Annotated in this window: 20 protein-coding genes and 1 pseudogene; 15 read left to right on the top strand and 6 right to left on the bottom strand. The window is 72.5% G+C overall.

Annotated features, from left to right (window positions below; all coding sequences use genetic code 11):
- Nucleotides 1-50: 50 nt before the first annotated feature.
- The 3 genes and pseudogenes from ACFP2V_RS09175 to ACFP2V_RS09185 form a co-directional block, all read left to right on the top strand.
- Nucleotides 51-484 (top strand): annotated as a pseudogene (locus tag ACFP2V_RS09175) (transposase); the annotation flags it as partial.
- Nucleotides 485-747: 263 nt separating this feature from the next.
- Nucleotides 748-948: a hypothetical protein gene (locus ACFP2V_RS09180; RefSeq protein WP_381208242.1), complete on the top strand. Its 201-nt coding sequence runs from the start codon at nucleotides 748-750 to the stop codon at nucleotides 946-948.
- 9 nt (nucleotides 949-957) lie between these two features.
- Nucleotides 958-1,362, top strand: a complete 405-nt coding sequence (locus ACFP2V_RS09185; RefSeq protein ID WP_355888826.1) for a type II toxin-antitoxin system VapC family toxin — start codon at nucleotides 958-960, stop codon at nucleotides 1,360-1,362.
- 270 nt (nucleotides 1,363-1,632) lie between these two features.
- Here the strand turns inward: ACFP2V_RS09185 and ACFP2V_RS09190 are convergent, their stop codons facing one another.
- Nucleotides 1,633-2,187 carry an HNH endonuclease gene (locus tag ACFP2V_RS09190; RefSeq protein ID WP_055594740.1) on the bottom strand — a complete coding sequence of 185 codons (555 nt, stop codon included), beginning with the start codon at nucleotides 2,185-2,187 and terminating at the stop codon, nucleotides 1,633-1,635.
- A gap of 366 nt (nucleotides 2,188-2,553) precedes the next feature.
- On the opposite strand from ACFP2V_RS09190, the gene ACFP2V_RS09195 reads away from it, so the two are divergent.
- The 10 genes from ACFP2V_RS09195 (at nucleotide 2,554) to ACFP2V_RS09240 (ending at nucleotide 18,596) form a co-directional block, all read left to right on the top strand.
- Entirely contained in the window at nucleotides 2,554-3,642 is a 1,089-nt protein-coding gene (locus ACFP2V_RS09195; RefSeq protein ID WP_381208245.1) for a mechanosensitive ion channel family protein, read from the top strand.
- A 175-nt stretch (nucleotides 3,643-3,817) separates the two neighbouring features.
- Nucleotides 3,818-5,083 (top strand): 6-phospho-beta-glucosidase, encoded by a 1,266-nt coding sequence (locus tag ACFP2V_RS09200; RefSeq protein ID WP_381208248.1) that lies wholly within the window; start codon nucleotides 3,818-3,820, stop codon nucleotides 5,081-5,083.
- Complete coding sequence (locus ACFP2V_RS09205; RefSeq protein ID WP_381208251.1) at nucleotides 5,074-6,090, top strand: N-acetylglucosamine kinase; 1,017 nt, start codon at nucleotides 5,074-5,076, stop codon at nucleotides 6,088-6,090. Before ACFP2V_RS09200 ends, ACFP2V_RS09205 begins: the two co-directional genes overlap by 10 nt.
- 938 nt (nucleotides 6,091-7,028) lie before the next feature.
- Entirely contained in the window at nucleotides 7,029-8,507 is a 1,479-nt protein-coding gene (locus ACFP2V_RS09210) for a hypothetical protein (RefSeq protein WP_381208254.1), read from the top strand.
- Between the two features lie 38 nt (nucleotides 8,508-8,545).
- The gene (locus tag ACFP2V_RS09215) at nucleotides 8,546-9,598 is read left to right on the top strand and encodes a glutamate ABC transporter substrate-binding protein (protein ID WP_381208257.1); all 1,053 of its coding nucleotides are present in this window, start codon (nucleotides 8,546-8,548) and stop codon (nucleotides 9,596-9,598) included.
- A 102-nt stretch (nucleotides 9,599-9,700) separates the two neighbouring features.
- Nucleotides 9,701-11,095 (top strand): coiled-coil domain-containing protein, encoded by a 1,395-nt coding sequence (locus tag ACFP2V_RS09220; protein WP_381208260.1) that lies wholly within the window; start codon nucleotides 9,701-9,703, stop codon nucleotides 11,093-11,095.
- Nucleotides 11,096-11,113: 18 nt separating this feature from the next.
- Nucleotides 11,114-13,927, top strand: a complete 2,814-nt coding sequence (locus ACFP2V_RS09225; RefSeq protein WP_381208263.1) for a serine/threonine-protein kinase — start codon at nucleotides 11,114-11,116, stop codon at nucleotides 13,925-13,927.
- Nucleotides 13,928-13,930: 3 nt separating this feature from the next.
- Entirely contained in the window at nucleotides 13,931-15,586 is a 1,656-nt protein-coding gene (locus tag ACFP2V_RS09230; protein WP_381208266.1) for a PP2C family protein-serine/threonine phosphatase, read from the top strand.
- Nucleotides 15,587-15,752: 166 nt separating this feature from the next.
- Nucleotides 15,753-17,123, top strand: coding sequence for a vWA domain-containing protein (locus ACFP2V_RS09235; RefSeq protein ID WP_381208269.1), 1,371 nt, complete (start codon nucleotides 15,753-15,755; stop codon nucleotides 17,121-17,123).
- Between the two features lie 81 nt (nucleotides 17,124-17,204).
- On the top strand, nucleotides 17,205-18,596 hold the full coding sequence (locus ACFP2V_RS09240) for an FHA domain-containing protein (RefSeq protein ID WP_381208272.1): 1,392 nt from the start codon (nucleotides 17,205-17,207) through the stop codon (nucleotides 18,594-18,596).
- Between the two features lie 41 nt (nucleotides 18,597-18,637).
- Here the strand turns inward: ACFP2V_RS09240 and ACFP2V_RS09245 are convergent, their stop codons facing one another.
- Nucleotides 18,638-19,633, bottom strand: coding sequence for a methyltransferase domain-containing protein (locus ACFP2V_RS09245; protein WP_381208275.1), 996 nt, complete (start codon nucleotides 19,631-19,633; stop codon nucleotides 18,638-18,640).
- Between the two features lie 182 nt (nucleotides 19,634-19,815).
- Here ACFP2V_RS09245 and ACFP2V_RS09250 point away from each other — a divergent pair, with 182 nt between their 5' ends.
- The gene (locus tag ACFP2V_RS09250; RefSeq protein ID WP_381208278.1) at nucleotides 19,816-20,220 is read left to right on the top strand and encodes a globin; all 405 of its coding nucleotides are present in this window, start codon (nucleotides 19,816-19,818) and stop codon (nucleotides 20,218-20,220) included.
- A gap of 97 nt (nucleotides 20,221-20,317) precedes the next feature.
- Here the strand turns inward: ACFP2V_RS09250 and ACFP2V_RS09255 are convergent, their stop codons facing one another.
- Genes ACFP2V_RS09255 through ettA form a run of 3 tightly spaced genes read right to left on the bottom strand, consistent with a single transcriptional unit; the run spans nucleotide 20,318 to nucleotide 23,122 of the window.
- Nucleotides 20,318-21,013: a DUF8010 domain-containing protein gene (locus ACFP2V_RS09255; protein WP_381208281.1), complete on the bottom strand. Its 696-nt coding sequence runs from the start codon at nucleotides 21,011-21,013 to the stop codon at nucleotides 20,318-20,320.
- Nucleotides 21,010-21,453 carry an acyl-CoA thioesterase gene (locus ACFP2V_RS09260; RefSeq protein WP_381208284.1) on the bottom strand — a complete coding sequence of 148 codons (444 nt, stop codon included), beginning with the start codon at nucleotides 21,451-21,453 and terminating at the stop codon, nucleotides 21,010-21,012. Before ACFP2V_RS09260 ends, ACFP2V_RS09255 begins: the two co-directional genes overlap by 4 nt.
- Nucleotides 21,454-21,457: 4 nt before the next feature.
- On the bottom strand, nucleotides 21,458-23,122 hold the full coding sequence (gene ettA, locus ACFP2V_RS09265; RefSeq protein WP_381208287.1) for an energy-dependent translational throttle protein EttA: 1,665 nt from the start codon (nucleotides 23,120-23,122) through the stop codon (nucleotides 21,458-21,460).
- A gap of 420 nt (nucleotides 23,123-23,542) precedes the next feature.
- On the opposite strand from ettA, the gene ACFP2V_RS09270 reads away from it, so the two are divergent.
- Nucleotides 23,543-23,947 carry a hypothetical protein gene (locus tag ACFP2V_RS09270; RefSeq protein WP_381208290.1) on the top strand — a complete coding sequence of 135 codons (405 nt, stop codon included), beginning with the start codon at nucleotides 23,543-23,545 and terminating at the stop codon, nucleotides 23,945-23,947.
- A 56-nt stretch (nucleotides 23,948-24,003) separates the two neighbouring features.
- On the opposite strand, the gene ACFP2V_RS09275 is transcribed toward ACFP2V_RS09270, so the two are convergent.
- Nucleotides 24,004-25,440, bottom strand: a complete 1,437-nt coding sequence (locus ACFP2V_RS09275) for an MFS transporter (protein ID WP_381208293.1) — start codon at nucleotides 25,438-25,440, stop codon at nucleotides 24,004-24,006.
- Nucleotides 25,441-25,468 lie beyond the last annotated feature (28 nt).

Raw genomic sequence — 25,468 nt, forward strand, 5'->3', positions numbered from 1 at the left:
GCACGCTGCCAAGACCGTGTCCTATGTGGCCGTCGGTCATTGGGCCGTTCATGGGGCGGGGTATGCGGAGTGGGATTGTTCCAGACGGACTGGGGGAGATCGCGAAGCCGCTGATCCCTCCGTCGAAGGTGCGGGCACAGGGCGGCGGAACGCAGGACACGCCTGATGAGACGCTGTTCGCGGCCATCACCTACGTGCTGGTCAGCGGCTGCGCCCGGCGGGCTCTGCCCCCCCCTGCCTCGGCATCTCGAAGTCGACCGCCCATCGCCGGTTCCTCATCTGGTCACGATCCGTCGTCCGGGGCCGCCCGGACGAAGCCGTGCTGCACCGACTCGAAGAGGCCGGCCTCATCGACGCCACCCGCGCCGTCCTCGACACCGCCCATGTGAGGGCTAAAAGGGGCGAACACACAGGTCCGAGCCCCGTGGATCGGAGCAGGCCAGGTTCCTGGATGCACATCCTGTCGGACGCGAACAGACTGCCCCCGTCGGCGTCTCGGCCGGACGCCCCGGCCAAACGGTCTGCGCAGCCAGGGGCCGGGTAAGCGGGGATATGCCATAGCGGCCGGGCCCGCGAGCACTGGCAGATCGGGCCGGCCCTGCCCGGGCCCTACGCTGGCGCCACCTTCGGCGAGGTGTCCCAACACGCGTGTTCAAGCGCTCGCTCACTGCAACGAAACCTGATGTCAGCAGGTGAGAGCGCCCGTATGCTGACCGTGGAGCCGGTTCCGCCCTGCTGGAGGTCCTGATGAGTACACCCGCACCTGAAGACTTCGGCTACTACCCGCAGCCAAGGCCACGCCTGTCGGTCGATGAGTTGCTGGCGGCGAAGAACACCCAGCCGATCCGTTCCCTGGACGACCTCGCCGCCGACACGTTCGAGTCGGACGAGGAACTGGAGGAGTTCCTCGCGTTCACATACGCCGAGCGTCACCGAGACGCAGCCTGAGGCCGCCGCATGCAACCCGTCATCCTCGACACCGACGTCGCCTCCCTGCTGCACAAGCGCAAGCTGACCGGGCCGCTGGCAACCCGCCTCATCGGCCGCAAGCCGCTGATCACCTTCGTGACCTACGGCGAGCTCACCAAATGGATGGAGATCCGCCACTGGGGCTCCCGCAGCCGCCAGGAACTCGCCGACTGGCTCGCCGACATCCCGGTCCTGCCCGGTGACGAAGCCGTCGCCACCACTTGGGGACGGCTTTCGGCAGCTGGGATACAGCGTGGCCGGCCCCGTCCCACGAATGACATGTGGATCGCCGCCAGCGCTCTCACCTACGACCTGCCACTGGCCACTCTCAACCTCAAGGACTACGAGGACTTCCGCCTCCATCACGGCCTCCGCATCCTCGGCGGCGAGTAGCAGCCGTCCGACGGCAACACCGAGGGCAACCGGACCCGTCAACGGCGTACGCCGGCAGACTTCCAGGAGCTAAGGGCCCGCAGATCATCAACGTGTCACTCCAATGAGTCGACACCTCCGTGACAGCACCCGTCGTGCCCCGTCTTCCAACGGCTTCCCCCTGACGGGGCCCCGGCCGGATGCCGACCGCCCCAGCCGTCGCAGCCTGCTTCCGCTCGTGGTGCCGGAACCGCCCCGGCACCACGCACGCGAAGGCCCGGCCCGGACCGCTCAGGCGGATATCCCGTCCACCCGGGACAGGCCGTCGATGCGGGCCATCGCGTCGTCCGCGCCGTAGGGCTGGAGGTACGGGAGCCAGCACGGGTCGCGGTGGCCGGTGCCGATGATGCGCCAGGCCAGGCCGGTGGGCGGGGCCGGTTTGTGGCGCAGCCGCCAGCCCAGCTCGAACAGGTGACGGTCGGCCTTCACGTGGTTGCAGCGGCGGCAGGACGCCACCACGTTGTCCCAGACGTGTTTGCCCCCGCGGCTGCGCGGGATGACGTGGTCGACGCTGGTTGCGACACCACCGCAGTACATGCACCGGCCCCCGTCGCGGGCGAAGAGCGCGCGGCGGGTGAGTGGAACGGGCCCCCGGTAGGGAACCCGCACGAATCGCTTGAGCCGGACCACGCTGGGTGCGGGGACTGTGACGGTCGCGCTGTGCAGGTAGGCGCCGGACTCCTCGAGGCACACGGCCTTGCTCTCGAGGACGAGGACTAGCGCGCGGCGGAGCGGTACGACGCCGAGCGGCTCGTACGACGCGTTGAGAACCAGGACATGCGGCACGGATGCCTCCTTGTACGCCGGCGGCGCGTGGCTCGCGCCGGGACGATCCGTAGCCAGTCTCCCCTCATGCCTGGTCGTAGCGCCACCATGTACCGGTAACGGGCTGGGAGTGTTTTCGACCACACGCGGCCCTGGCTCGGTCCGGCTTCCGGAATCACGGCCCTGTCCAGGGCGGGTGACGGCCGGGGCGGACCCGGGTGAGGGCCGTCTCTTCTTCACTCCATCGTGCAGGTCCACCCGCAATGCCCCGTTAGTGTGGTGCTTCTGCCCGCACCGGTGACCTTTTCGTGACCTTGCAGACCTCGAAGACCTTGCAGACCTTGACCGCGCGCCGGGGGCAGACCGTGCCACCTGGAGGTACCCGCCGTGTCCCTGTCCGCCGTCCCCCTCGCCGAGGAGCCGTCCCCGACCCCCTCGGATTCCGGGACCCCGATGGTGCCCACGCTCAAGGACGCCCACGAGAGTGCCACCAACGCCGCCGGCTGGGTGGAGGAGAACTGGTCCACCTGGCTCGCGATCGGACTCAGGGTCCTGCTCATCGTGGTGATAGCCGCCGTGCTGAGAGTGTTCGTGCGGCGGGCGATCACCAAGCTCATCGACCGGATGTCCCGGACCGGCCAGGCCGTGGACGGCACCGGGATCGGCGGACTCCTGGTCAACTCCGAGCGGCGGCGCCAGCGCTCGCAGGCGATCGGCTCGGTGCTGCGCTCGGTGGCGTCGTTCCTGATCCTGGGCACGGCCGCGCTGATGGTCCTGGGCACCTTCCAGATCAACCTGGCCCCGCTGCTGGCCTCGGCCGGTGTCGCCGGTGTGGCGATCGGTTTCGGTGCCCGCAACCTGGTGACGGACTTCCTCTCCGGCGTGTTCATGATCCTCGAGGACCAGTACGGCGTCGGCGACACCGTCGACGCGGGCGTCGCCACCGGTGAGGTCATCGAGGTCGGCCTGCGGGTGACCAAGCTGCGCGGCGCCGACGGCGAGATCTGGTACGTGCGCAACGGCGAGGTCAAGCGCATCGGGAACCTCTCCCAGGGCTGGGCGACCGCCAACGTCGACGTCACGGTCCGCGCGGACGAGGACCTGGACCACGTGAAGGCCACCCTCGTCGCCGTCGCCGAGAGGATGGGCAAGGAGGAGCCCTGGAACGAGCTCCTGTGGAGCTCCATCGAGATCCTCGGCCTCGACTCCGTCCTGCTGGACTCGATGGTGGTCCGCGTCTCGGCGAAGACCATGCCCGGCAAGTCCCTGACCGTGGAGCGCGAGCTGCGCTGGCGGATCAAGCGCGCCTTCGACGCGGCCGGCATCCGCATCGTCGGGGGCGCCACCGCCCCGGTGGAGATGGAGGGCCCCGACCCGGCGGCGGCCGTCGCGCCCCCGTCCGCCTACGCGAGCAGTGTCTCGCCGCAGTCCCTCGCGGCGTCCCCGCTGACCCCGCCGCCGAACACGAAGAAGTAGCCGACGGTACGGCGGAGGGCTACGGCGGAGGACGCCCGGCCCCGAGAGGGCGGCACCGGAGAATTCCGGGCGCCACCCTCCCCCGCACGGCACGTTCCGTGTTCCTCTTGGCCCCGAAGGTGCCCGTCCGGGATGCCATGCTCCCCCGGAGTAAAGCGCTGAAAGGGGTGGCGACATGAAACTCACCGTGGTCGGCGGGGGTTCGACCTACACACCGGAACTCGTCGACGGTTTCGCCCGCCTGCGGGACACCCTGCCGGTCGAGGAACTGGTCCTGGTCGATCCGGCCGCGGACCGGCTGGAGCTGGTGGGCGGTCTGGCCCGCCGGATCTTCGCCCGTCAGGGGCACGGCGGGCGGATCGTCACCACCTCGGACCTGGACGCGGCCGTGGACGGTGCCGACGCGGTGCTGCTCCAACTGCGGGTGGGTGGGCAGGCGGCCAGGCAGCAGGACGAGACCTGGCCGCTGGAGTGCGGCTGCGTCGGCCAGGAGACCACCGGGGCCGGCGGCCTGGCCAAGGCGCTGCGCACGGTCCCGGTGGTGCTCGACATCGCCGAACGGGTCCGGCGCGTCAACCCCGACGCATGGGTCATCGACTTCACCAACCCCGTCGGCATCGTCACCCGGGCGCTGCTGGAGGCCGGGCACCGGGCGGTGGGGCTGTGCAACGTCGCCATCGGGCTCCAGCGGAAGTTCGCCGCCCGCCTCGGCGTCGACCCCGCCGATCTGCACCTCGACCACGTGGGCCTGAACCACCTCACCTGGGAGACCGCGGTGCGCCGGGGCGGCCCCGACGGCGAGGACGTCCTGCCCGCGCTGCTGCGGGAGCACGGCGACGCGATCGCCGCCGACCTCCGGCTGCCCCGCGCCGTCCTGGACCGGCTGGGCGTGGTCCCCTCGTACTACCTGCGGTACTACTACGCGCACGACGAGGTCGTACGGGAGCTGCGCACCAAGCCCTCCCGGGCCGCCGAGGTGGCCGGCATGGAGCGCAGGCTGCTCGCCCTCTACGCCGACCCCGCCCTCGACAAGAAACCGGCGCTGCTGGCCGAGCGTGGCGGTGCCTACTACTCCGAGGCGGCCGTGGACCTGGCGGCGGCCCTGCTGCGCGGGGCCGGCAGCCCGTACCAGGTGGTGAACACGCGCAACGGCTCCACGCTGCCGTTCCTCCCCGAGGACGCGGTGATCGAGGTGCAGGCGGCCGTGGGCCCCGAGGGCGCGAGCCCGCTGCCCGTCCCGCGGGTGGACCCCCTCTTCGCGGGCCTGATGGCGAACGTCACCGCCTACGAGGACCTGGCGCTCGACGCGGCCCTGCGCGGCGGCCGCGAGCGGGTCTTCCGCGCCCTGCTCGCCCACCCCCTGATCGGCCAGTACGAGTACGCCGAGAAGCTCACCGACCACCTCGTCGCACACAACCGGGAGCACCTCACGTGGGCCTGACCGCGGGCGTCCTCGCCGTCGACGCCGGAAACAGCAAGACGGACGTCGCCGTGGTCGCCCACGACGGCGAGGTCCTGGCCACCGCCCGGGGCGGGGGTTTCCGGCCGCCCGCCGTCGGTGTGACGGCGGCCGTGGACGCCCTCGCCGAGACCGTCGCCGCCGCGCTCACCGCCGCCGGCGCCTCGGGCGTCGCGCACGTCTCGGCCTGCCTGGCCAACGCGGACCTCCCCGTGGAGGAGGAGCGGTTGACGGCGGCTCTGGCGGCACGCGGCTGGGGTGACACCGTGGAGGTCCGCAACGACACCTTCGCCGTCCTGCGCGCCGGGGTCACCGAGCCCCGCGGGGTGGCCGTCGTGTGCGGGGCGGGCATCAACTGCGTCGGCATGCGCCCGGACGGCCGCACCGCGCGCTTCCCGGCGCTCGGCCGCGTCTCCGGTGACTGGGGCGGGGGTTGGGCCCTGGCGGAGGAGGCCCTGTGGCACGCCGCCCGTGCCGAGGACGGCCGTGGTCCCGCCACCGCCCTCGCCGGCACCCTTCCGGCGCACTTCGGCCTCCCGGACATGCCGGCCCTCATCGAGGCCCTGCACCTGGAGCGCCTCGCGTCCCGGCGCCGGCACGAACTGGCGCCGGTGCTCTTCGCCACGGCGGCCGGCGGCGATCCGGTCGCGGGGGCGATCGTCGACCGCCAGGCCGACGAGGTGGTGTCGATGGCCATGGTGGCGCTGACCCGCCTGGACCTGCTCGCCGAGGAGACCCCCGTCCTGTTGGGCGGCAGCGTCCTGGCCGCCCGGCACCCCCGGCTGGACGACCGGATCCGCGTCCTGCTCGCCGAGCGCGCCCCCAAGGCCGTCCCCCGGGTCGTCACCGCCGCCCCGGTCCTGGGCGCGGCCCTCCTGGGCCTGGACCACCTGACGGCCCCACCGAACGCCCAGGCCCGGCTGCGGGCCCATTACGAGCGGGGGGTGGTGACTGCTCGCCGGGGAGTGCACACGACGAGGCCGCGTTAGCTCGATCGTGTGATGGTTCGTTCGCGAGCTCGTGGTGCCCCGGGCCGGCCGGGTCGACGTGAGCGTGCGCTCCGGGACGCCGGGCAGGGCGCCGGCGCGCGGGGTCCCCGCCCCACCGGTGTGATGGTTCGGGGCCTCCCCGTCGCCTTGGCCGTACCCGTGCGGCCGGGTCGTCGGGCACGGCGCCGGTGAGCGGGGCCGCTGCTCCACCGGTGGGATGGTTCGGGGCCTCCCCGTCGCCTCCGGCCACACCCCTAGGGCCGGGTCGCGCAGGGAACCGGCCCCCCGGGCCCGGACCACGCACAGGATGCGGGTCGCCGCCCCGGGGCCGGGTACGCCGGGGGCCGGGGGGCACCTCCCACGCCCTTGAGGCGGTGGGGGAGCGCCCAGGACCGTTCGGGGCGTGCGGCTGACTGGGCTCACTCCCGCTCAGCCTTCAGGAACGGTAGGAAAATCTGCCGGGGACTGCGGGGCCGGCCCGCTCTCCCCCGGGTCTCCTCAGCCGCGTTGTCGTCGGCTGCCGGCTCCCCTCCCCGGGCACTCGCTCCCCCGAGGGGCACATGCCACCGGTCGCTCCCGCCCCATCCGCCGAACAGGCCCGGGAAGCCCGGCCGGGCGGTCGAGGGCGGACAGGCGATCGGACAGGTGATCGGGCGGGTGACCGGGGCGGGGCCGGGGCTCCGGTGGACCTGCCGGGCAGCCCTCGGCTCCGGACCTCCGGGCACCCGTGAACTCCGCCCGGAACCAACCGGATTCCCCCGGCGTGTTCGTGGGCAGGGGGTGGTGCGGGGAGGGCGCTCCGGGGCCGTCCGGGGCTCGCTCGTGTGCCGGAATTCCCGGTGACCGTACGGCCGTCGGATCAAGATCGTGCCAAGGTCGGTGCATATGTCGGTTCCTGCGGTGATACTTGCGGGACGAATGACCACGGGGGAGGTCAAGTGACCCACACGCCGAGCGGCGGCGCGGCACCGCCGGGCGCGGCCGCGCCCGCGACGCCCGCCATGCCCGCCGTACCGCCGCAGTCCGGGCCGGGCGGCGTCCCGGCCCCCCGGCAGGCGCCCGGCGGCTCCCGGCCCCCCGCGTCCCGACAGCCGGAGGCGCCCCGGCGCACGGCGTTCGTCGAGGGGGCCGTCCGGCTGCGCGAGGCCGCCGCCACCGAACCCGGCCGCCTCAGGATCATCGGCGCGGTCCTCGCCGCCCTCGTCGTCGCCTTCGGCACGGTCGCCGCCTGGCAGATGGCCGAGCGGGCCGCGGCGGCGGACGACGTCCTCACCAGCAGCCAGCCGCTCGCCTCGGACGCCGCCGACATCTACCGTTCCCTCGCGGACGCCAACACCGCGGCCTCCAGCGGCTTCCTGGCCGGAGGCCAGGAGACCGCAGCCGCCCGGGACCGGTACGAGAAGGGCATCCGCACCGCCGCCGCCAAGCTCGTCAACGCCGCGGCCAACTCCCAGCCGGGTTCCTCGTCGGCGGCGACGATCACCGACCTCAACCGGCTGCTGCCCGAGTACAAGGGCCTGGTGGAGCGCGCCCGTACCTACAACCGCCAGGGCTACCCGGTGGGCGGCGCCTATCTGCGGTACGCGAACGAGAAGATGCAGAAGAAGATGCTTCCCGCGGCGGAGGACCTCTACACGAAGGAGACCCAGCGCCTCGACGCCGACTACGCGGACGCGACCCCCTACCCGTGGGCCGCGATCGTGCTCGGTGCCGTCGCCCTCGCCGTGCTCGCCTGGGCCCAGCGCCGTACGTACCTGCGGACCCACCGGGTGCTCAACCACGGCCTGGTCGCGGCCACCGCCGCGGCGGCGGTCGTGCTGCTCTGGCTGGTCGTCGGCCACAGCCTCGCCCGCTCGGGGCTGAACGGCTCCTACGACCACGGCGTCCGCTCGCTCGGCGTGCTGCACGAGGCCCGCATCGCCTCCCTGAAGGCACGCGGCAACGAGAACCTGACGCTGGTGGCCCGCGGCGCCGAGACGACGAAGGTCGGCGAGAAGGCGTACGACGCCTATGACTACGACTTCCAGCAGGACATGGAAGCCCTCGGCGAGGGCCTCGCCCGGGCCGGCGAACTCGCGGACGACAGCAACGGCAAGAAGCCGGTGGCCGCCGCCGTGAGCAACATGACGGAGTGGAAGAAGCGCCACGCGGCCGCCCGCGAGCAGGACGAGAACGGCAACTACCAGGAGGCGCTGGACCTGGTGATCGGCGGCGCGGGTGCGACCGGCGAGTGCTTCGACGGCGTCGACGAGAGCCTGGCCTCGGCGCTGACGCACGAGAGGCTCGAGTTCAAGGAGGCGGCCACCGGCGGCCGGGACGCGCTGACGGGTCTCCCGCAGGGCGCCGCGGGCCTCGCCGTGCTGGGTGCGGCGGGCGCGATGCTGGGCATCGGCCGCAGGCTGTCGGAGTACCGGTGAGCGGAGTACCGGTGAAGGGCGGAGCGGGAGGGGGCGTGATGAGGAACGTACGACGTCTGCGGGCCGGCCTGCGGGGCTGGGGCGGGGTGGGCGCGATGGCCACTCTCTGCGCCCTCGCGCTGGTCTTCGCGCTGGTGCTGACCAGCACCGGGTCCTCCTCCGGGCCCGGCAGGGAGCCGCAGACCGCCGGGCAGGGCGTGACGGACGCCGTGGGCGCGAAGGCGGCCGAGGAGTGCGACGATCCCGAGAAGCAGACCCTGACCCCCTCCGACGCCGACGGCCCGGTCATCGACGCGATCAAGGCCCGCCCGGGCGAGAGGCGGAAGCTGGTCGTCGGCATCGACCAGAACAGCTACGGCTGGGGCTACCGCGACCCCAACAGCGGGGACAGCGGCCGGCTCGAGGGCTTCGACATCGACCTGGCCCATCGCATCGCCGAGGACATACTCGGCGACCGGGACGCGGTCCAGTTCAAGGCGATCCCCACCGACCAGCGCATCCCGGCGATCCAGGACGGCCGGGTCGACATGGTCGTCCGCACCATGACGATCAACTGCGAGCGCCTGGAGGACGTGGCGTTCTCCGCCCCGTACTTCACCACGGGACAGCAGGTCCTGGCCCCGAAGGTGTCCCCGGTCCAGGGGTACGGCCCTACACTCGCGGACCGCAGGATCTGCACGGCGGCGGGCTCCACCGCGTACGCGAAGCTGGAGCAGGACAAGGCCTCGGGGGCCCTCCCGCAGTCCACCGACATCCGCACCACCGTCCCCAACCAGCTCGACTGCCTGGTACGGCTGCAGCTTGGCGAGGTCGACGCGGTCGTCACCGACGCCGCGCTCGCCGGCGGCCAGGCCGCGCAGGACCCGACGGTCGAACTCAAGGGCGACTCCCTCACGACCGAGTACTACGGCGTGGCGATGAAGGACGACGCGGACGACCTGGTCCGCCGGGTCAACCAGGTCCTGGTGGACTTCGGCGAGGACACCGCGAACGGATGGCAGGCCTCGTACAAGCGTTGGCTGTCGAAGACACTGGGCAGTGATCCGGGCAGTTCCGAACCACCGGCACCGGAGTACCTGCGCGTGAGCTGACCCCCCCGTCAACCCACCGCGCGGACAGAGAGACGCACACAGGACCACGCACGAACGTCAACGGCCGAACGTCGACGACCGACCCGCAGCGAGAGGTGATCGATGGGCGACACGGATCCCACCGGGCCGGTAATGGACCGGGACGAGGTGGACCGTGCGCTCGCGCGGCTCGGCGCGGAGCACGAGGCGGTCGAGACCTCGCTCCTCGCCCTGCAGGACCACGCGGGCCGCAGACTGCTGGAGGGTGCCCGCCTCACCGGCCGCACCGAGGAGCGCTGGCAAGCCACCGAGGCCTCGATCACGCTGCTGTGGGCCTACTTCGACGCGTACTCCGGCGCGTTGCGCACCGCCCGTGAGATCCGTGCCCGGCGCCGCTGGTCCAGCCGCGACGACCTGGTGGAGCTGACGGAGCTGCTGCGCGGCGAGTGCGTCACGGTCGCGGGCTCGACCGCCGCCACCGCCCACCCGCCGACGCTCCACGGCCGCGCGGGCCGCCTCAGCGAGCGCTACTCACTGGCCGCGCTCGTCGAGCTGATGAACGAGCTGTACGCGTCCTCGCTGGACGTGATCGTCGCCGCGGACGCGGTCTGGTCGGCACTCCCCGCGCGGATCGATCTCCTGGCCGCCGAACTCCGGCGCACCCGCGGGCTCGCCCACTCCGTGGGGGTACGCCCCGGGGAGCACCCGGCGGGCGACGACCTGGAGCGGATCACCCGTACCCTGACCCGGCTGCGCGAGCAGGTGGTCTCCGACCCGCTGGCCTTCTGGAAGCGGCTGGAGGGCAGTTCGGCGCCGGGCGGGGGCCGGCCGGACACGACGGTGTACGACCGCGAGGCACGTGCCCTGGAGGAGGTGCGGCGCGAGATCGACGCGGTCCTGGCGGTCCGCCAGGATTCCGAGAAGCGGATCGTGCGGCTGCGGGACGTCCTCTCGCGCGCCGACCGCACGCTCGCCGAGGCGCGCACGGCGCGCGGCGAGGTGCTCGCGAAGATCGCGGCGACGGAGGTGCCGGCCGTCAGCGGGCCGCCGACCGTGCTGCAGGAGCAGCTGGCGACGGCCGCCGAGTACCGCAGGCACGCCCAGTGGCACCGGCTGTCCCCGCTCCTGGAGTCCCTGGAGCAGAAGGCGGAGGACGAACTGGTGCGTGCCCGCGAGTCGTTGACCGCGGTCACCGCACCGCTGGCGATCCGCGCCGAGCTGCGCGGCCGGCTCGACGCGTACAAGGCGAAGGTCGCCCGGCACGGCCTCGCGGAGGACACCGTGCTGGCCGAGCGGTACGAGAGGGCGCGCCGCATGCTGTGGAGCGCGCCCTGCGATCTGCGGGTCGCCGAGGAGGCGGTGCTGCGCTACCAGCACGCCGCCGCCGAACTCCTCGCCACGGCGCAGCCGCGGGTGCCCGGTCAGTCCGGTCAGTCCGGTCCGTACAGACCGTCCGGTCCGTACGGGCCGTCCGGTCGGGGCACGCCCGAGGAGCGTGGAGGTCCGGCGCATGAGTGACAAGGGGGAGGCAGGCGCATGAGTCAGGCGGAGAACCGGACACACCACCAGGGCCGGCCCCAGGAACGACCCGAAGGTGGTTCCGGGGGACAGAGCGGGACCCAGGAGCAGAGCGGGAACGGGGAGCAGCAGGCGCAGTCGTCGCCGGCCGCCGCAGCGCCCCGTGCCTGTCAGCGTCCCGGCTGCGAGGGTGCCTACGACGACGTCGGCGGCGGCGAGCTGTACTGCGACACCTGCGGGCTCGCCCCGGTCGTGTCGCCGACCGGTCTCGTCGGCTCGGCCCCGACCGGCGTCACCGTCGGCGGCCGGGAGTCACGCGGTTCGCGCAGCTCACGGGGTTCTCGCGGTTCCGGCGGCTCGGCCGGCAGTGCCCGTACCGGCAGCCGCAGTTCGCGTACGTCGTCCCAGCCGTCGCAGTCGGCGAGGTCACGGCGCTCGGTGTCCGGGCGGCTCTCCCGCTCGCTCCCGGGCGGCGGTGCCGACCGTTCGGTGTCGGTGCGCAGTTCCGGGTCCGTCGGCGGCTCCTCCGGCCGGGGCCGGCTGGGCGCGGGGCTGGTCCAGGTCCCGCCGATCCCGCGGCCCGACCCGCGCGCGATGGTGCTCGACAACCCCGAGGTGCCGGAGCGGAAGCGATTCTGCTCCCGCTCGGACTGCGGCGCCCAGGTGGGCCGTGCGCGGGCCGGCCGGCCGGGCCGCACGGAGGGTTTCTGCACCAAGTGCGGCCACCCGTACTCGTTCGTCCCGAAGCTGCGGGCCGGTGACGTGGTGCACGGCCAGTACGAGGTGGTCGGCTGTCTGGCCCACGGCGGCCTGGGCTGGATCTATCTCGCCGTGGACCGGGCGGTCTCGGACCGCTGGGTGGTCCTCAAGGGCCTGCTGGACACGGGCGACCAGGACGCGATGGAGGCGGCGATCTCCGAGCGTCGCTTCCTCGCGGAGATCGAACACGCCAACATCGTGCGGATCTACAACTTCGTGGAGCACCTCGACCAGCGCACCGGTTCGCTGGACGGCTACATCGTCATGGAGTACGTCGGCGGCAAGGCACTCAAGGACATCGCCAACAGCCGCCGCACACCGGACGGCAGGCGGGACCCGCTGCCGGTGGAGCAGGCGTGCGCGTACGGCATCGAGGCGCTCGAGGCGCTGGGGCATCTGCACTCCCGCAACCTGCTGTACTGCGACTTCAAGGTCGACAACGCGATCCAGACCGAGGACGAGCTCAAGCTGATCGACATGGGCGCGGTGCGCCGGGTGGACGACGACGAGTCGGCCATCTACGGCACGGTCGGCTACCAGGCCCCGGAGGTCGCCGAGGTCGGCCCGTCGGTCGCCTCCGACCTGTACACGGTCGCCCGGACGCTCGCCGTCCTCACCTTCGACTTCCAGGGCTACACGAACGTCTACGCGGACTCGCTGCCCGACCCGGACCACATCGACGTCTTCCGGCGGTACGAGTCGTTCTACCGGCTGCTGGTCCGCGCCACCGATCCCGACCCGGCCCGCAGGTTCGCCTCCGCGCAGGAGATGGCCGAGCAGCTCACCGGCGTCCTGCGCGAGGTCGTCTCGGTCCAGTCGGGCCGCGCCCGCCCCGCCCTGTCGACCCTGTTCGGTCCGGAGCCGCGGGTGACGGACACCGAGCTGTTCCCGACGTCGTACGGCGACGTGTCCCGGCTGGGGGCGCGGGCGGTGCCCCGAAGAAGGCCGGGACGCAGACAGTTCACGCACATCGCTCAGGTCACGCAGTCCGAGCAACCCAGGCAGCTCCCCGAAGGCGAGGGCGGCGGCCCGGCGGGCGGACAGCCGGGCATCCCCGTGCCCTCCGGCATCCCCTCGGGCGCCGCCCCGGGCCTCGTCAAGCCCGTCGACACCGCCGCGGCGGCGCTCGCGCTGCCCCTCCCGCGCGTCGACCCGGCCGACCCCAACGCCGGTTTCCTCGCGGGCCTGCTGGCCTCCGCGCCCGCGGAGCTGGTCAACGCCCTGGCCGCGGCGCCCGCGCCGTCGACCGAAACCCGGCTGCGGCAGGTCCGCGCCCGGCTGGAGACCGGCGAGCCGGAGCCCGCGCTGGCCGCGCTGCGGACCCTGGAGGAGCAGGACCCCGACGACTGGCGGGTGGTCTGGTACCGCGGGGTCGCCGCCCTGGTCACCGGAGACCACGAGGGTGCCGCGCTCGCCTTCGACGCGATCTACGACGCCTTCCCCGGTGAGATCGCGCCGAAGCTGGCGCTCGGCCTGTGCGCCGAGGTGCTGGACCAGCTCGACAACGCCGTCGAGTACTACCGCCTGGTGTGGTCGACCGACCCGAGCCATGTGAGCGCGGCGTTCGGCCTGGCCCGGGTGCGGCTGGCCACCGGCGACCGGAGCGGCGCCGTACGGACGCTGGAGTCGGTGCCGGAGTCGTCGATCCACTACACGGCCGCGCGGGTGGCGTCCGTACGCGCCCGGCTGCGGGGGCGGACCGCGACCGCGGGTGACCTACCGTTCCTTGACGACCTGAGTACCGCGGCGGGCCAGGTCGAGGCCTTGGAGTCGTACGGTCTGGATCCGGCGCGCCGGGAGTGGTTGGCGGCCGAGGTCCTCGGCTGCGCGCTCGACTGGGTACTCTCCGGGAGCCAGGGTTCCGTTCCGTTTCCGCTTCCGGCTCCGCCGGGACGGGGGCAGCGGAACGCCGCCGGGGGACGGACACTGCTCGGCAGCGGACTGGACGAGCGGAACCTGCGCTTTGGACTCGAGCGCTCGTACCGCACGCTGGCCCGGCTGGCGCGGAGCGGTGAGGAGAGGATCGACCTGGTGGAACGTGCCAACCGTTACCGCCCCCGGACGTGGGTGTAGTTGATGTCGCAAATGCCCCAGCAGGCCGCTCTGTCGAAGTGCCCGAGCTGCGAGGAACCCCTCGAACCGGGTGATCGTTTCTGCGGTGCGTGCGGATACGACCTGTCGGCCGTCCCGGCACCGCCGGTGGACCATCCGACGATCACCATGAACACCGGGAACGCCATGAGCACCGGGAACGGCTGGAACAGCGCGGTGCCGTCGCCGAGTCCGGCGGAGCGCGGGGCGCCCCGGCCCCCGGCCGCACCCCCGGCGCCCCCGGCCGCACCCCCGGCGCCCCCGGCGGCCCGTCCGGCACCGGTGCCGGCACCGGTGCCGGCACCGACCGAGCCGGACTGGCCCACCGTCCGCCCGGACAGTTCCGGCGTGTCCGCCCCGACGCACCGGCCCGCGGACCTGGCGGGCACCGACTCGGCCGGCCTGCCACTGACCGGCCACCCCCACCCTCACCCCCGTTCCCAGCACTCCGCGCCCGTGCCACCGCCCCCGCCCCCGGAGCCGCCCGCCGCGGCCCCGGCCGGCGGGGCGCCCCGGTCCTCCGGCGTGCGCTTCGACCGCCCGGCCCAGCCGGTCGCGGACCCGGTCGCGGACCCGGTCCCGCAGCCGGGCGTCCAGCAGGTCCCGCAGCCGGGCGCACAGCCCGTCGCCGGCCCGGGCGCGCAGCCCGAGGAGTACCCGCTGCAGGCCCCGGACCCGCGTGTGGCCGCCGAGCAGGTTGCCGAACAGGACTCGGCCGCCCCGGGCGGCACCGTGTGCGTGGCCTGCCGTGCGGGCAGGGTGGACGACGACGGCTACTGCGAGAACTGCGGCCACGCCCAGCCACGCGAACGGGATCACATGGAACAGGAATGCGGCCCGCTGGCCGCGGTCAGCGACCGCGGCCTGCGCCACCACCGCAACGAGGACGCCTTCGGTATCGGCACCACCACGCTGCCCGACGGCTCCCCCGCCTCCGTCGCGATCGTCTGCGACGGCGTCTCCTCCGCGACCCGGCCCGACGAGGCCTCGCTGGCCGCGTCCCGGGCGGCGAGCGCGTCGCTGCTCGCGGCCCTGCCGCGCGGCACGCACCCGCAGCAGGCGATGCACGAGGCGATCATCGCCGCGTCGGACGCGGTCAACGCGCTGGCCGACGAGCCCGAGACGGAGCGGGAGCGCGCCCCGCACCAGAACTCCCCGGCCTGCACCTTCGTCGGCGCCGTGGTGACCGACGGCCTGCTGGTCGTCGGCTGGGTCGGCGACAGCCGCGTGTACTGGGTCCCGGTGGACCGCGCCGCTCCCCCGGCCCGGCTCACCGAGGACGACTCGTGGGCCGCGCAGATGGTCGCCGCGGGCCTGATGGGCGAGGCCGAGGCGTACGCCGACCAGCGCGCCCACGCGATCACCGGCTGGCTCGGCGCCGACGCGTACGAACTCGATCCGCACACCGCGTCGTTCAAACCGGACCGGCCCGGAGTGGTCGTGGTCTGCACGGACGGGCTGTGGAACTACGCGGAGTCGGCCGAGGAGATGGCCCGGACCGTCCCCGCCGACGCCGCCGTCCGCCCGCTGCACGGCGCGCGGGTCCTGCTCGGCCATGCCCTCGACGGCGGGGGCCACGACAACGTAACAGTGGCCCTCGTCCCGTTCCCGGCCGTGCCGCAGGGGGCAGGATCGGCCTGAGGCCGCGTACGGCAAGCCCTTGGCGGGGAAGGTACAGGGAAGCCGCAGGGAAACCGCGGGAGAGCCGCGGAAGAGCTGCGGGCCAGCACCGGCGAACCGGAGGGGACCGGTCCGCCTTCTGTCGTCGCCCCGCTCGTCGGGGTTCTCCAGGGGGAGAGAAGCAGGCATGGCCAATTTCGCGAAGTCGAACGTGCCGCAGTTCTCGATGGACGTGTACCAGAACGAGTATCTGCCGGAGGGCGGCCGCGAGGTCAACGCCATCGTCACGGTGACCGCGACCGGAGGCGGCACCATCGGCAGCGCGGTGGCGGCACCCCACCTCTACGCGCCCGGTGAGGGGCCGTCGGCGGCCGTGGTGCTCATGGTCGACTGCTCCGGTTCGATGGACTATCCGCCGACGAAGATGCGCAACGCCCGCGACGCCACGGCTGCCGCGATCGACGCCCTGCGCGACGGCGTGCGCTTCGCGGTGGTCGGCGGCACGCATGCGGCCAAGGAGGTCTACCCCGGCGCCGGGCGGCTCGCGGTCGCCGACGCCGCCACCCGCGAGCAGGCCAAGCAGGCGCTGCGCACACTGAGCGCGGGCGGGGGCACGGCCATCGGCACCTGGCTCAGGCTGGCCGACCGGCTGCTGGCGTCGGCGGACGTGGCGATCCGGCACGGCATCCTGCTCACCGACGGACGCAACGAGCACGAGTCGCCCGTGGATCTGAAGGCGGCCCTGGAAGCCTGCGCCGGGCGGTTCACCTGCGACGCCCGTGGCGTGGGCACCGACTGGGAAGTGAAAGAAGTCACAGCGATCGCCTCCGGCCTCCTCGGCAGCGCCGACATCGTCGCCGACCCGGCCGGACTCGCCGACGACTTCACGCGGATGATGGAGACGGCGATGGGCAAGGAGGTCGCGGACGTCGGGCTGCGGCTGTGGACCCCGCTGGGCGCGACCGTGAAGTTCGTCAAACAGGTCGCGCCGACGGTCGAGGAGCTGACCGGCCGCCGCATCGAGGCCGGCCCCCGCGCGGGCGACTACCCGCTGGGTTCCTGGGGCGACGAGTCCCGTGACTACCACGTCTGTGTCGAGGTCCCGGCCGCCGGAGTGGGGCGGGAAATGCTCGCCGCCCGGCTCTCGCTGATCATCCCGCAGCCCGCCGGCGCCCCGGCCGGGAGCGGCGCGGAAGGTGTCCAGAAGCTCGGCGCGCAGGGTCTGGTACGGGCCGTGTGGACGGACGACATGGCCGCCTCGACGTCGATCAACCCCCAAGTCGCCCACTACACCGGGCAGGCCGAACTGGCACAAGTCATCCAACAAGGACTCGATTTGCGCAAAGCGGGTGATTTCGATGGAGCAACGTCCAAACTGGGCCGGGCCGTTCAGCTCGCGAGTGTCTCCGGCAACGCCGATACTGCGAAACTGCTTGCGAAGGTGGTGGACGTGGTCGACGCCGCGACCGGTACTGTGCGACTGAAAGCGAGGGTCGAGGAGGCCGACGAGATGACACTCGAAACCCGGTCCACCAAGACTGTTCGTGTAAAGAAGTGAACGCGAGTTGAACGAGCCCGGCCCGCGGGCCGGAGAACTTCGGTCGGAAGCGACCGGACAAGGAGAGGAGGAAGCGCCGACATGCCGACCTGCCCGAACGGACACCAGTCGGGTTCCGACGACTGGTGCGAGGTGTGCGGCCACCGCATGGCGGGGTCCGTGCCGCCGCCCCCTCCTCCCCCGCCGCCACCCGGCGGTGGCTACGGATTCCCGCCCCCCGGTGGCCAGGGCGGTCCCGGCGGCCCGGGTGGATACGGGGGGCCCGGTGGCCCCGGCGGCAGAGCGGAGCTGTGCCCGCAGTGCCGCACGCCCCGTGAGGGCGCCGCGCCGTTCTGCGAGGAGTGCCGGTGGAACTTCCTGACGAACACGGCGACCTCGTACACCCCGGCCGCCCCGCGCCCCGCCGGTCCCGGACCGGGCGGACCCGGACCCGGACCCGGCGGCCAGGGTGGTCACGGCGGGTACCAGCAGCAGCCCCCGCCCGGGCCGTACGGCGGTGGCAACGGCGGTGACTCCTACGACTACCAGGGCTCCCGTCCGTCACAGGTGAACCGGCCGGCCGAGCCGATCCCGCAGGGCCCGCCCGGCTTCGGCGGCGACCCCTCACGCCCGGTACCGCCGCCGCCCGGACCGGGCGGATACGGCGGCCCCGGTGGACCCGGCGGCCCGAACGGTCCCGGCGGGCCCGGTCCGCAGGGCGGCCAGGGCGGATACGGCGGTCCCGGTGGTCCGAACGGCCCTGGAGGCCCCGGTGGTCCACAGGCGTACCGGTCCGGTCCGCCGGCCCCGCCCGGATTCCCGCAGGAAACCGGCCGGCCCCCGCAGCAGGGCGGTCCCGCCTTCGGCGGCGACGACGACTGGGTCATCCCCCCGCCGTCCGGCGGTCCCGGTGGCGGCCAGGGCGCTCCGAACGGCCCGGGTCAGCACGGCCCGGGTCAGCACGGCCCGGGTCAGCACGGGCAGGGTCAGCACGGGCAGGGTCAGCACGGCGGTTACGGCTACCCGCAGCCCGGCGCGACCCAGGCTCCGCCCGCTCCCGGCGGATTCCCGCAGCAGCCCCAGTCCCCGGGGACCTGGACCGCGACGATCGGTCCGGACCGTGATTACTTCATGGCGATGATGCACCGCTCCGGCCCCGAGGCCACGGGCCTGAACCTGCCCGCGTACTCGCCCGAGCAGCAGCGCACCCTCACCGGCAACCAGCTCACGATCGGCCGTCGGCGCCACTCCACCGGTGACACCCCCGACATCGACCTGTCGACGCCGCCGGAGGACCCGGGCGTCTCGCACCAGCACGCGGTGCTGGTGCAGCAGCCGGACGGCAGTTGGGCGGTCGTCGACCAGAACTCGACGAACGGCACGACGGTCAACGGTTCGGAGGAACCGATTCAGCCGTTCGTCCCGGTCCCGCTCCAGGACGGCGACCGCGTCCACGTGGGCGCCTGGACGACGATCACCCTGCACCGCGGCTGAGCGGGGAAACCCCGGCCGAAGGCACGTTCGGGACTCAGGGTTCAGGAGGGCAGCACCCAGCGGTGCGGCCCTCCTGGGTCGTCCAGCCACACCCAGCAGTGGTCCTCGCCGACCGTGAGGCCGTAGCGCTCACGCTGCGGCCGTCCCTCCCTCCGCCACACGTCGTACGCCTCCCCGGCCCCGATGCTGCCTGCGGTCAGCGCCAGCAGGAACCGGAGCCGGTCGCTGGCCCTGGCCCGGCGCGGCACGTCGGCCAGGTCGGTCACGTCGGCCGGCACCGCCCGCGACCGGTTCGCGCCGCGCAGCGGTACGAAGTAGGCGGGCGTGTGCAGGAACCGGCCCTCGGCGTGCCCCGGACCGTGCACGGTGAGGGAGATCAGGCCGGTGGCGAACGGGGCGAGGATGCGGGCGCCGGGCCGGCACTGGGCGAGCCAGGCGCCGGGCACGGACGGCAGGGTGCAGGTCACGATGATCCGGTCGTAGGGGGCGCGCGCGGGCACCCCGCGCGCGCCGTCGCCGGTGACGACCACCGGGTGGTAACCGGCGGCGTCCAGGTGCCGGCGGGCCGACTCGGTGATCTCCGGGTCGAGGTCGACGGTGGTGACCAGGTCGCCGTCACCGAGCCGGTGGGCGAGCAGGGCGGCGTTGTAGCCACTGCCGGTGCCGATCTCCAGGACCCGGTCGCCGTCGCGGACGCCCAGTCCGACGAGCATCGCCGCCATGAGGGACGGCTGGCTGCTGGAGGAGAGCAGCTCGCCGTCGCGCATCCGGATGGCCAGCGGAACGTCCGCGTACGCGCCGCGCAGCCAGGCCTCGCGGGCCCGGGGGTCGGTGCTCTCGCCCCACCGCCGCTCGTAGCCGCCGACGACGCCCACGTAGTAGTACGGCACGAACAGATGGCGCGGGACGGCCTCGAAGGCCTCCCGCCACACCGGGTCGGCGTCGAACGCCCCGCTCGCGACGATCTCGCGCACCAGCGCCGCCCGCGCCGAGCCGGCGAGGTCGTCGGGGTCCCGCTGAGCAGCATGCCCGCCCATGCCTCCACAGTACGAGCACCGGCACGGGGACGGGACCCGGAGCCGGGCCTCGGACGGACCTTGGACGAGCCCCGGACAGGCCCGGGGCGGCCCTGGACCGGGCCCGGTTCCGGGACCAGAGGGCGGAAACAGCGGGACCTAGGGCTTGAGGCCTATGCCGCCGTGTCTGAGACCATGGACGGGTGACAGAGATTCGGCGCGGCACGCTTCAGGAGCAGACGTTCTACGAGCAGGTCGGCGGGGAGGAGACCTTCCGCCGGCTCGTCCACCGTTTCTACGAGGGCGTGGCCGAGGACCCGCTGCTGCGTCCCATGTACCCGGAGGAGGACCTCGGCCCGGCCGAGGAGCGGTTCACGCTGTTCCTGATCCAGTACTGGGGCGGTCCGACCACGTACAGCCAGAACCGGGGCCATCCGCGGCTGCGGATGCGGCACGTGCCGTTCAAGGTCGACCGGGCCGCGCACGACGCCTGGCTGGGGCACATGCGCGTCGCCCTCGACGAACTCGGCCTGTCCGAGGAGCACGAGCAGACGCTGTGGAAGTACCTGACGTACGCGGCGGCCTCGATGATCAACTCCCCGGGCTGAAACACCCTCCGGGCTGAAACACCCTCCGGGCTGAGAAACCCTCCCGACCGGGACGCCCTCCCGACCGGGACGCACCGGGGTTCGGCCGCTCCGAGGTTCAGCGCACGCTGAGCCCCAGCGCCTCGCCCGTACCCGCCCGCCGCAGAACGATCGACCCGTACGGCGTCCGCAGCCGGAGCCACGCGCCCGAGGCGAGCAGCACCGGCCGGCCGCCTCCAGCGGCGGGCTCGGCCGGTGCCGCCCGCAGGAATCCCAGCGACTGGGCGGCGTGCACCGCCCGCACCGGAAGGTCGGTGCGGGCGACCGTGCGGGACCAGATTTCCCGCCCGATCCGGTCGAGTTCGGCCCGGGTACGCGACTCGGGCGCCAACTCGCCCGTACGCGCCTTGAATTCGGCGACCGCGGCGGCGACGAGCGCCCGCAGGGAATCCGGTGCCGGCAGCCCGGGTTCGGCCTGCCAGCCCCCGCGCGGGGGCAGCATCCCGGCCCACGGCGGCCCGGTCACCGTGCCCGGCACGGTGGCGGTGGCAGCGGTCTCGTCCACCGATTCCAGCAGCTCACCGGCGGACACGGTCACATCCAGGGTGACGTCGATACCGTCCTCGTACGGCTTGGCCAGCCGCACGGCGCGGACGGCCAGCACCTCGAAGGAGGGCGGCCGTCCGAACACGGCCAGTGCGGTGCCCGACGCCTGGAGGCGCACCGCGGCCCCGCGGTCGTAGTGGAGCAGCCGGGAGAGGAAGGCCGCGAGGTCCGCCGCCTCCCTCTCGTCGACGAGGTGGAGCACCGTCATGCCGCGACGGCCTCGTCCTGATCGGCGTCGCTGTCGGCGCCGTCGTTCTCCTCGTCGTCCGTGTACTCCTGGAGGAACTCCCGCTCCTCCTGGGTGATCCGGCGCGGACGCTGTGCCTCGAAGTCGAACGGCACGATCACCGTGGAGGCCCGGACGTAGACCTGGTCGCCGTCCTTCACCTCGTAGGTGAGGGTGAAGGACGCGGCCCGGATCTGTGTGACCCACAGCTCGATGTCCACGGGCGCGTGCCGGTGGACGAGCTGCCGCTTGTAGTCGATCTCATGGCGGGCCACCACGGACCCCTGCTGGAAGTCCTTGTCCGGGCGGAACAGGAAGTCGATACGGGCTTCCTCCAGATACCGGAGGAAGACCACGTTGTTGACGTGGCCGTACGCGTCCATGTCCGCCCAGCGCAGCGGGCAGCGGTAGATGTGCCGCAAGAGATCAGCCCCGGGTCAGCTTCTTGTAGGTGGCGCGGTGCGGACGCGTGGCGTCCGCTCCGAGCCGCTCGACCTTGTTCTTCTCGTACGAATCGAAGTTGCCCTCGAACCAGAACCACTTGGACTCGCCCTCGTAGGCGAGGATGTGCGTGGCGACGCGGTCCAGGAACCACCGGTCGTGGGAGATGACCACGGCGCACCCGGGGAACTCCAGCAGCGCGTTCTCCAGGCTGCTGAGGGTCTCGACGTCGAGGTCGTTGGTCGGCTCGTCGAGGAGCAGCAGGTTTCCACCCTGCTTGAGGGTGAGGGCGAGGTTCAGCCGGTTGCGCTCACCGCCGGAGAGGACACCGGCCGGCTTCTGCTGGTCCGGTCCCTTGAACCCGAAGGCGGAGACGTAGGCGCGCGAGGGCATCTCCACCTGCCCCACGTTGATGTAGTCGAGCTCGTCCGACACGACCGCCCACAGCGTCTTCTTGGCGTCGATGTTGGCGCGGTTCTGGTCCACGTAGGAGATCTTGACGGTGTCGCCGACCTTGATCGACCCGGAGTCGGGCTCCTCGAGACCCTGGATCATCTTGAACAGCGTGGTCTTGCCCGCACCGTTGGGCCCGATGATCCCGACGATGCCGTTGCGCGGCAGCGTGAAGCTGAGGTCGTCGATCAGCAGCTTCTCGTCGAAGCCCTTGCTGAGGTTGTTCACCTCGACGACGATGCTGCCCAGCCGCGGACCCGGCGGGATCTGGATCTCCTCGAAGTCCAGCTTCCGCATCTTGTCGGCCTCGGCGGCCATCTCCTCGTACCGGGCGAGACGGGCCTTGGACTTGGCCTGGCGTCCCTTGGCGTTGGAGCGGACCCACTCGAGTTCGTCCTTGAGGCGCTTCTGCCGCTTGACGTCCTTGGCGCCCTCGACCTTGAGGCGGGTGGCCTTGGTCTCGAGGTACTTGGAGTAGTTGCCCTCGTAGCCGTGCAGGCGGCCGCGGTCGACCTCGCAGATCCACCCGGCGACGTTGTCCAGGAAGTACCGGTCGTGGGTGACGGCGACGACGGTGCCCTCGTACTTGGCGAGGTGCTGCTCGAGCCAGTTCACCGACTCGGCGTCGAGGTGGTTGGTGGGCTCGTCGAGGAGCAGCAGGTCGGGCGCCTCGAGCAGCAGCTTGCAGAGCGCGACGCGGCGCTTCTCACCACCGGAGAGGTTGGCGACGGGCCAGTCGCCGGGGGGGCAGCCCAGGGCGTCCATGGCCTGCTCGAGCTGGGCGTCGAGGTCCCAGGCGTTGGAGTGGTCGAGCTGCTCCTGCAGCTTGCCCATCTCGTCCATGAGCTCGTCGGTGTACTCGGTCGCCATTTGCTCGGCGATCTCGTTGAACCGGTCGAGCTTGCCCTTGATCTCGGCGACACCCTCCTGGACGTTCTCCAGGACGGTCTTCTCCTCGTTCAGCGGGGGCTCCTGGAGCAGGATGCCCACCGTGTAACCGGGGGTGAGGAAGGCGTCGCCGTTGGACGGCTGTTCCAGCCCCGCCATGATCTTCAGAACGGTCGACTTACCGGCACCGTTCGGGCCGACGACACCGATCTTCGCCCCCGGGTAGAAGCTCAGGGTGACGTCGTCGAGGATCACCTTGTCGCCGTGCGCCTTACGCGCCTTGCGCATGGTGTAAATGAACTCAGCCAAGAGAAACCGTCCGGCAGCTTGAAACTGGCAGTGGGCAGATACACCCCATCTTGCCGCACCGCCACCCCTTGGCGGAAACGCGTTCCGTCCGGAGCCTCTGAGCTGGGGTTTCACCGGTGGCGACTGCGGCTCGACCGTCACTTTCCGTTGCCGTCGGTTGCCGTCGGTTGCCGTCGGTTGCCGTCGGTCGGCCCCGGTGAGCCTCGCACGGCCCGGGGACGGCCCGGCGGACGATCACTGCGGCCGCCTCTGATCGGATCACCTCAGCAGCAGCCTGACTGGTGGCTGTACTGTGCCGCCCAGGTGGAGGGGCGCTGTCAGGGGCCGGGGGGTCACGTGAACACAGGCATGGTTGGTCCACTCGGACCGAGCGGCCCGTCGCGAGGTCCTCTCCGTCAGGCCGCACGTCACCTCGGCGCCATGCATCTGAGTGGCGCGATCTTGCTGTTCACCTACGTGATCCCTCCGGCCTGGGCTCTCGATGCCTACGGCGCGGCACCGGCCGGCGACCCTTCAGCAGACATCCCCCCGTTCGTGATCTTCGCTGAGCTGTTGGTCCACTGCGTGGGCTTCCACGTGCTCGTGCAAATCCCATCGGGGCTTCTGGGCACGAGGCTGGGCCTCGACCATGGTGGCTTGATCACCTACGCTTCGGCCCTGGCGATTGCGGGAGTCCTCACGGCCGCGGCCTTGCTGATGGCCCCGCGTATGGGGGATGTCGGTGAGCTCATGCAGGTGTGGGCCGACTTCATGGTGCGTGGCTCGCTCGGACTGGCGGGCTACGCGTGGGCAACTCGGCGGTCGCGGGAGATCACGAAGACGTGAGGTCGGTGGAGTCTCAACGGGCGCGGCAAGCGCCGGCGACGTTTTTGCGGCGATCACTACAGGGACCCCGAGGCCTTGCGTTCTTCGGGCTTCGCCGGCACGCACAGCCATGCGAGGCCCGCGGCGGTGAGGTAGGCGAGCGCGCCGATGGCCATGCTGGTGCGCAGCCCGGTGCTGTAGTGGGTGGCCGTGGCCAGCAGGCTGCCACCGAGCGCCACACCGGTGGCGCTGCCGATCTGGCGGGTGGTGTTGAACAGGGCGGAGGCGGCCCCCGAGTACGCCGGGGGTGCGGCACCCATCACGGTGGCGGTCGAGCCGGTGAGGGCGAAGGAGGTACCGAACCCCGCGGCCATCATCGGTACCACCAGCAGCGGATAGGCGGGGTCGGCTCCCGCCAAGGCCCAGCCGGCCAGCCCCAGAGCGGCCAGGAGCATGCCGAAGACCACCAGTCGGCGATCGCCGGTACGGCGGGTCAGCCGCCCGGACAGGACGGAGGCGAACATGGTCATCGCCACCGCCGGGAAGAGCGCCAGCCCGGTGCCGAAAGCGCTGTAGCCACGCTGGTGCTGGAACTCCAGGCTGGCGGTGAACACCATGCCGTAGAAGCCGAAGTTGAACAGCAGGCCGATGACGGCTCCACCGCTCATCGCACGGGACCGCAGCAGACTCAGCGGAAGGGCGGGAGACCGGGCCAGCCGCTCGCGCACCGCGAACGCCGCGGCGGCCAGCACGGCCAGACCCACCCCGGCGAGGACAGCCGGATCGGACCAGCCCCGCCGTCCGGCCTCGTTGAGCGCCGCGGTCAGCAGCGCCACCGCCGCCACGACCGCGCACTGCGCCGGCCAGTCCAGGGACCGTGCGGCGCGCCGGGGGGAGCGGGCCACATGCCGCAGCGTCAATGCCAGGCAGGCCATGCCGGCGGGCAGGTTGATGAGGAAAACCCAGCGCCACCCCACCGTGGAGACGAGCAGCCCGCCCAGCAGCGGCCCGGCGGAGGCCGCGATGCCCGCCATCGATCCCCACAGCCCGAAGGCTCGTGAGCGTGCCGCCGGCGCCGGGTAGGCCTGCTGGAGCAGGGCCAGGGAACCGGGCACGATCAGCGCCGCGCCGAGCCCCTCCACCAGCCGGGCCGCAACCAGGAAGAGGGTGCTCGGCGCGAGCGCGCACACGGCCGAGGACACAGTGAACACCGCCACGCCCGAGCAGAAGACCCGGCGGTTGCCCAGCCGGTCGCCCAGCGCGCCACCGGTCAGCAGGAATCCGGCGAAGACCAGGATGTATCCATCGGTGATCCACTGGATGCCGGTGAGCGAGGCCGACAGCTCCCGGCCGATCACCGGCACGGCGACGTTGATGACCGTCACATCCAGGATCACCATGAAGTACCCCGTGCACACCGCCAGCAGCGGCGCCCAGGATCGTCGCCCGGGCCCTGGGGCCGACGCGGGAGAGAATGCGGACCCACCGTCATCGGCCGACTCCGCGAACGCCACGCCCCCACTCCCTCCCGTCCGCGAAGAC

The organism is Streptomyces incanus, from assembly GCF_042656345.1.
In the GTDB taxonomy this organism is placed as follows: domain Bacteria; phylum Actinomycetota; class Actinomycetes; order Streptomycetales; family Streptomycetaceae; genus Streptomyces; species Streptomyces incanus.

Excerpts from the sequence above, each read along its gene's own strand:
- ACFP2V_RS09180 (WP_381208242.1), top strand. The coding sequence starts at position 748 with ATGAGTACACCCGCACCTGAAGACTTCGGCTACTACCCGCAGCCAAGG.
- ACFP2V_RS09185 (WP_355888826.1), top strand. The coding sequence starts at position 958 with ATGCAACCCGTCATCCTCGACACCGACGTCGCCTCCCTGCTGCACAAG.
- ACFP2V_RS09200 (WP_381208248.1), top strand. The coding sequence starts at position 3,818 with ATGAAACTCACCGTGGTCGGCGGGGGTTCGACCTACACACCGGAACTC.
- ACFP2V_RS09215 (WP_381208257.1), top strand. The coding sequence starts at position 8,546 with ATGAGGAACGTACGACGTCTGCGGGCCGGCCTGCGGGGCTGGGGCGGG.
- ACFP2V_RS09220 (WP_381208260.1), top strand. The coding sequence starts at position 9,701 with ATGGGCGACACGGATCCCACCGGGCCGGTAATGGACCGGGACGAGGTG.
- ACFP2V_RS09225 (WP_381208263.1), top strand. The coding sequence starts at position 11,114 with ATGAGTCAGGCGGAGAACCGGACACACCACCAGGGCCGGCCCCAGGAA.
- ACFP2V_RS09230 (WP_381208266.1), top strand. The coding sequence starts at position 13,931 with ATGTCGCAAATGCCCCAGCAGGCCGCTCTGTCGAAGTGCCCGAGCTGC.
- ACFP2V_RS09235 (WP_381208269.1), top strand. The coding sequence starts at position 15,753 with ATGGCCAATTTCGCGAAGTCGAACGTGCCGCAGTTCTCGATGGACGTG.
- ACFP2V_RS09240 (WP_381208272.1), top strand. The coding sequence starts at position 17,205 with ATGCCGACCTGCCCGAACGGACACCAGTCGGGTTCCGACGACTGGTGC.
- ACFP2V_RS09245 (WP_381208275.1), bottom strand. The coding sequence starts at position 19,633 with ATGGGCGGGCATGCTGCTCAGCGGGACCCCGACGACCTCGCCGGCTCG.
- ACFP2V_RS09255 (WP_381208281.1), bottom strand. The coding sequence starts at position 21,013 with ATGACGGTGCTCCACCTCGTCGACGAGAGGGAGGCGGCGGACCTCGCG.
- ACFP2V_RS09270 (WP_381208290.1), top strand. The coding sequence starts at position 23,543 with ATGCATCTGAGTGGCGCGATCTTGCTGTTCACCTACGTGATCCCTCCG.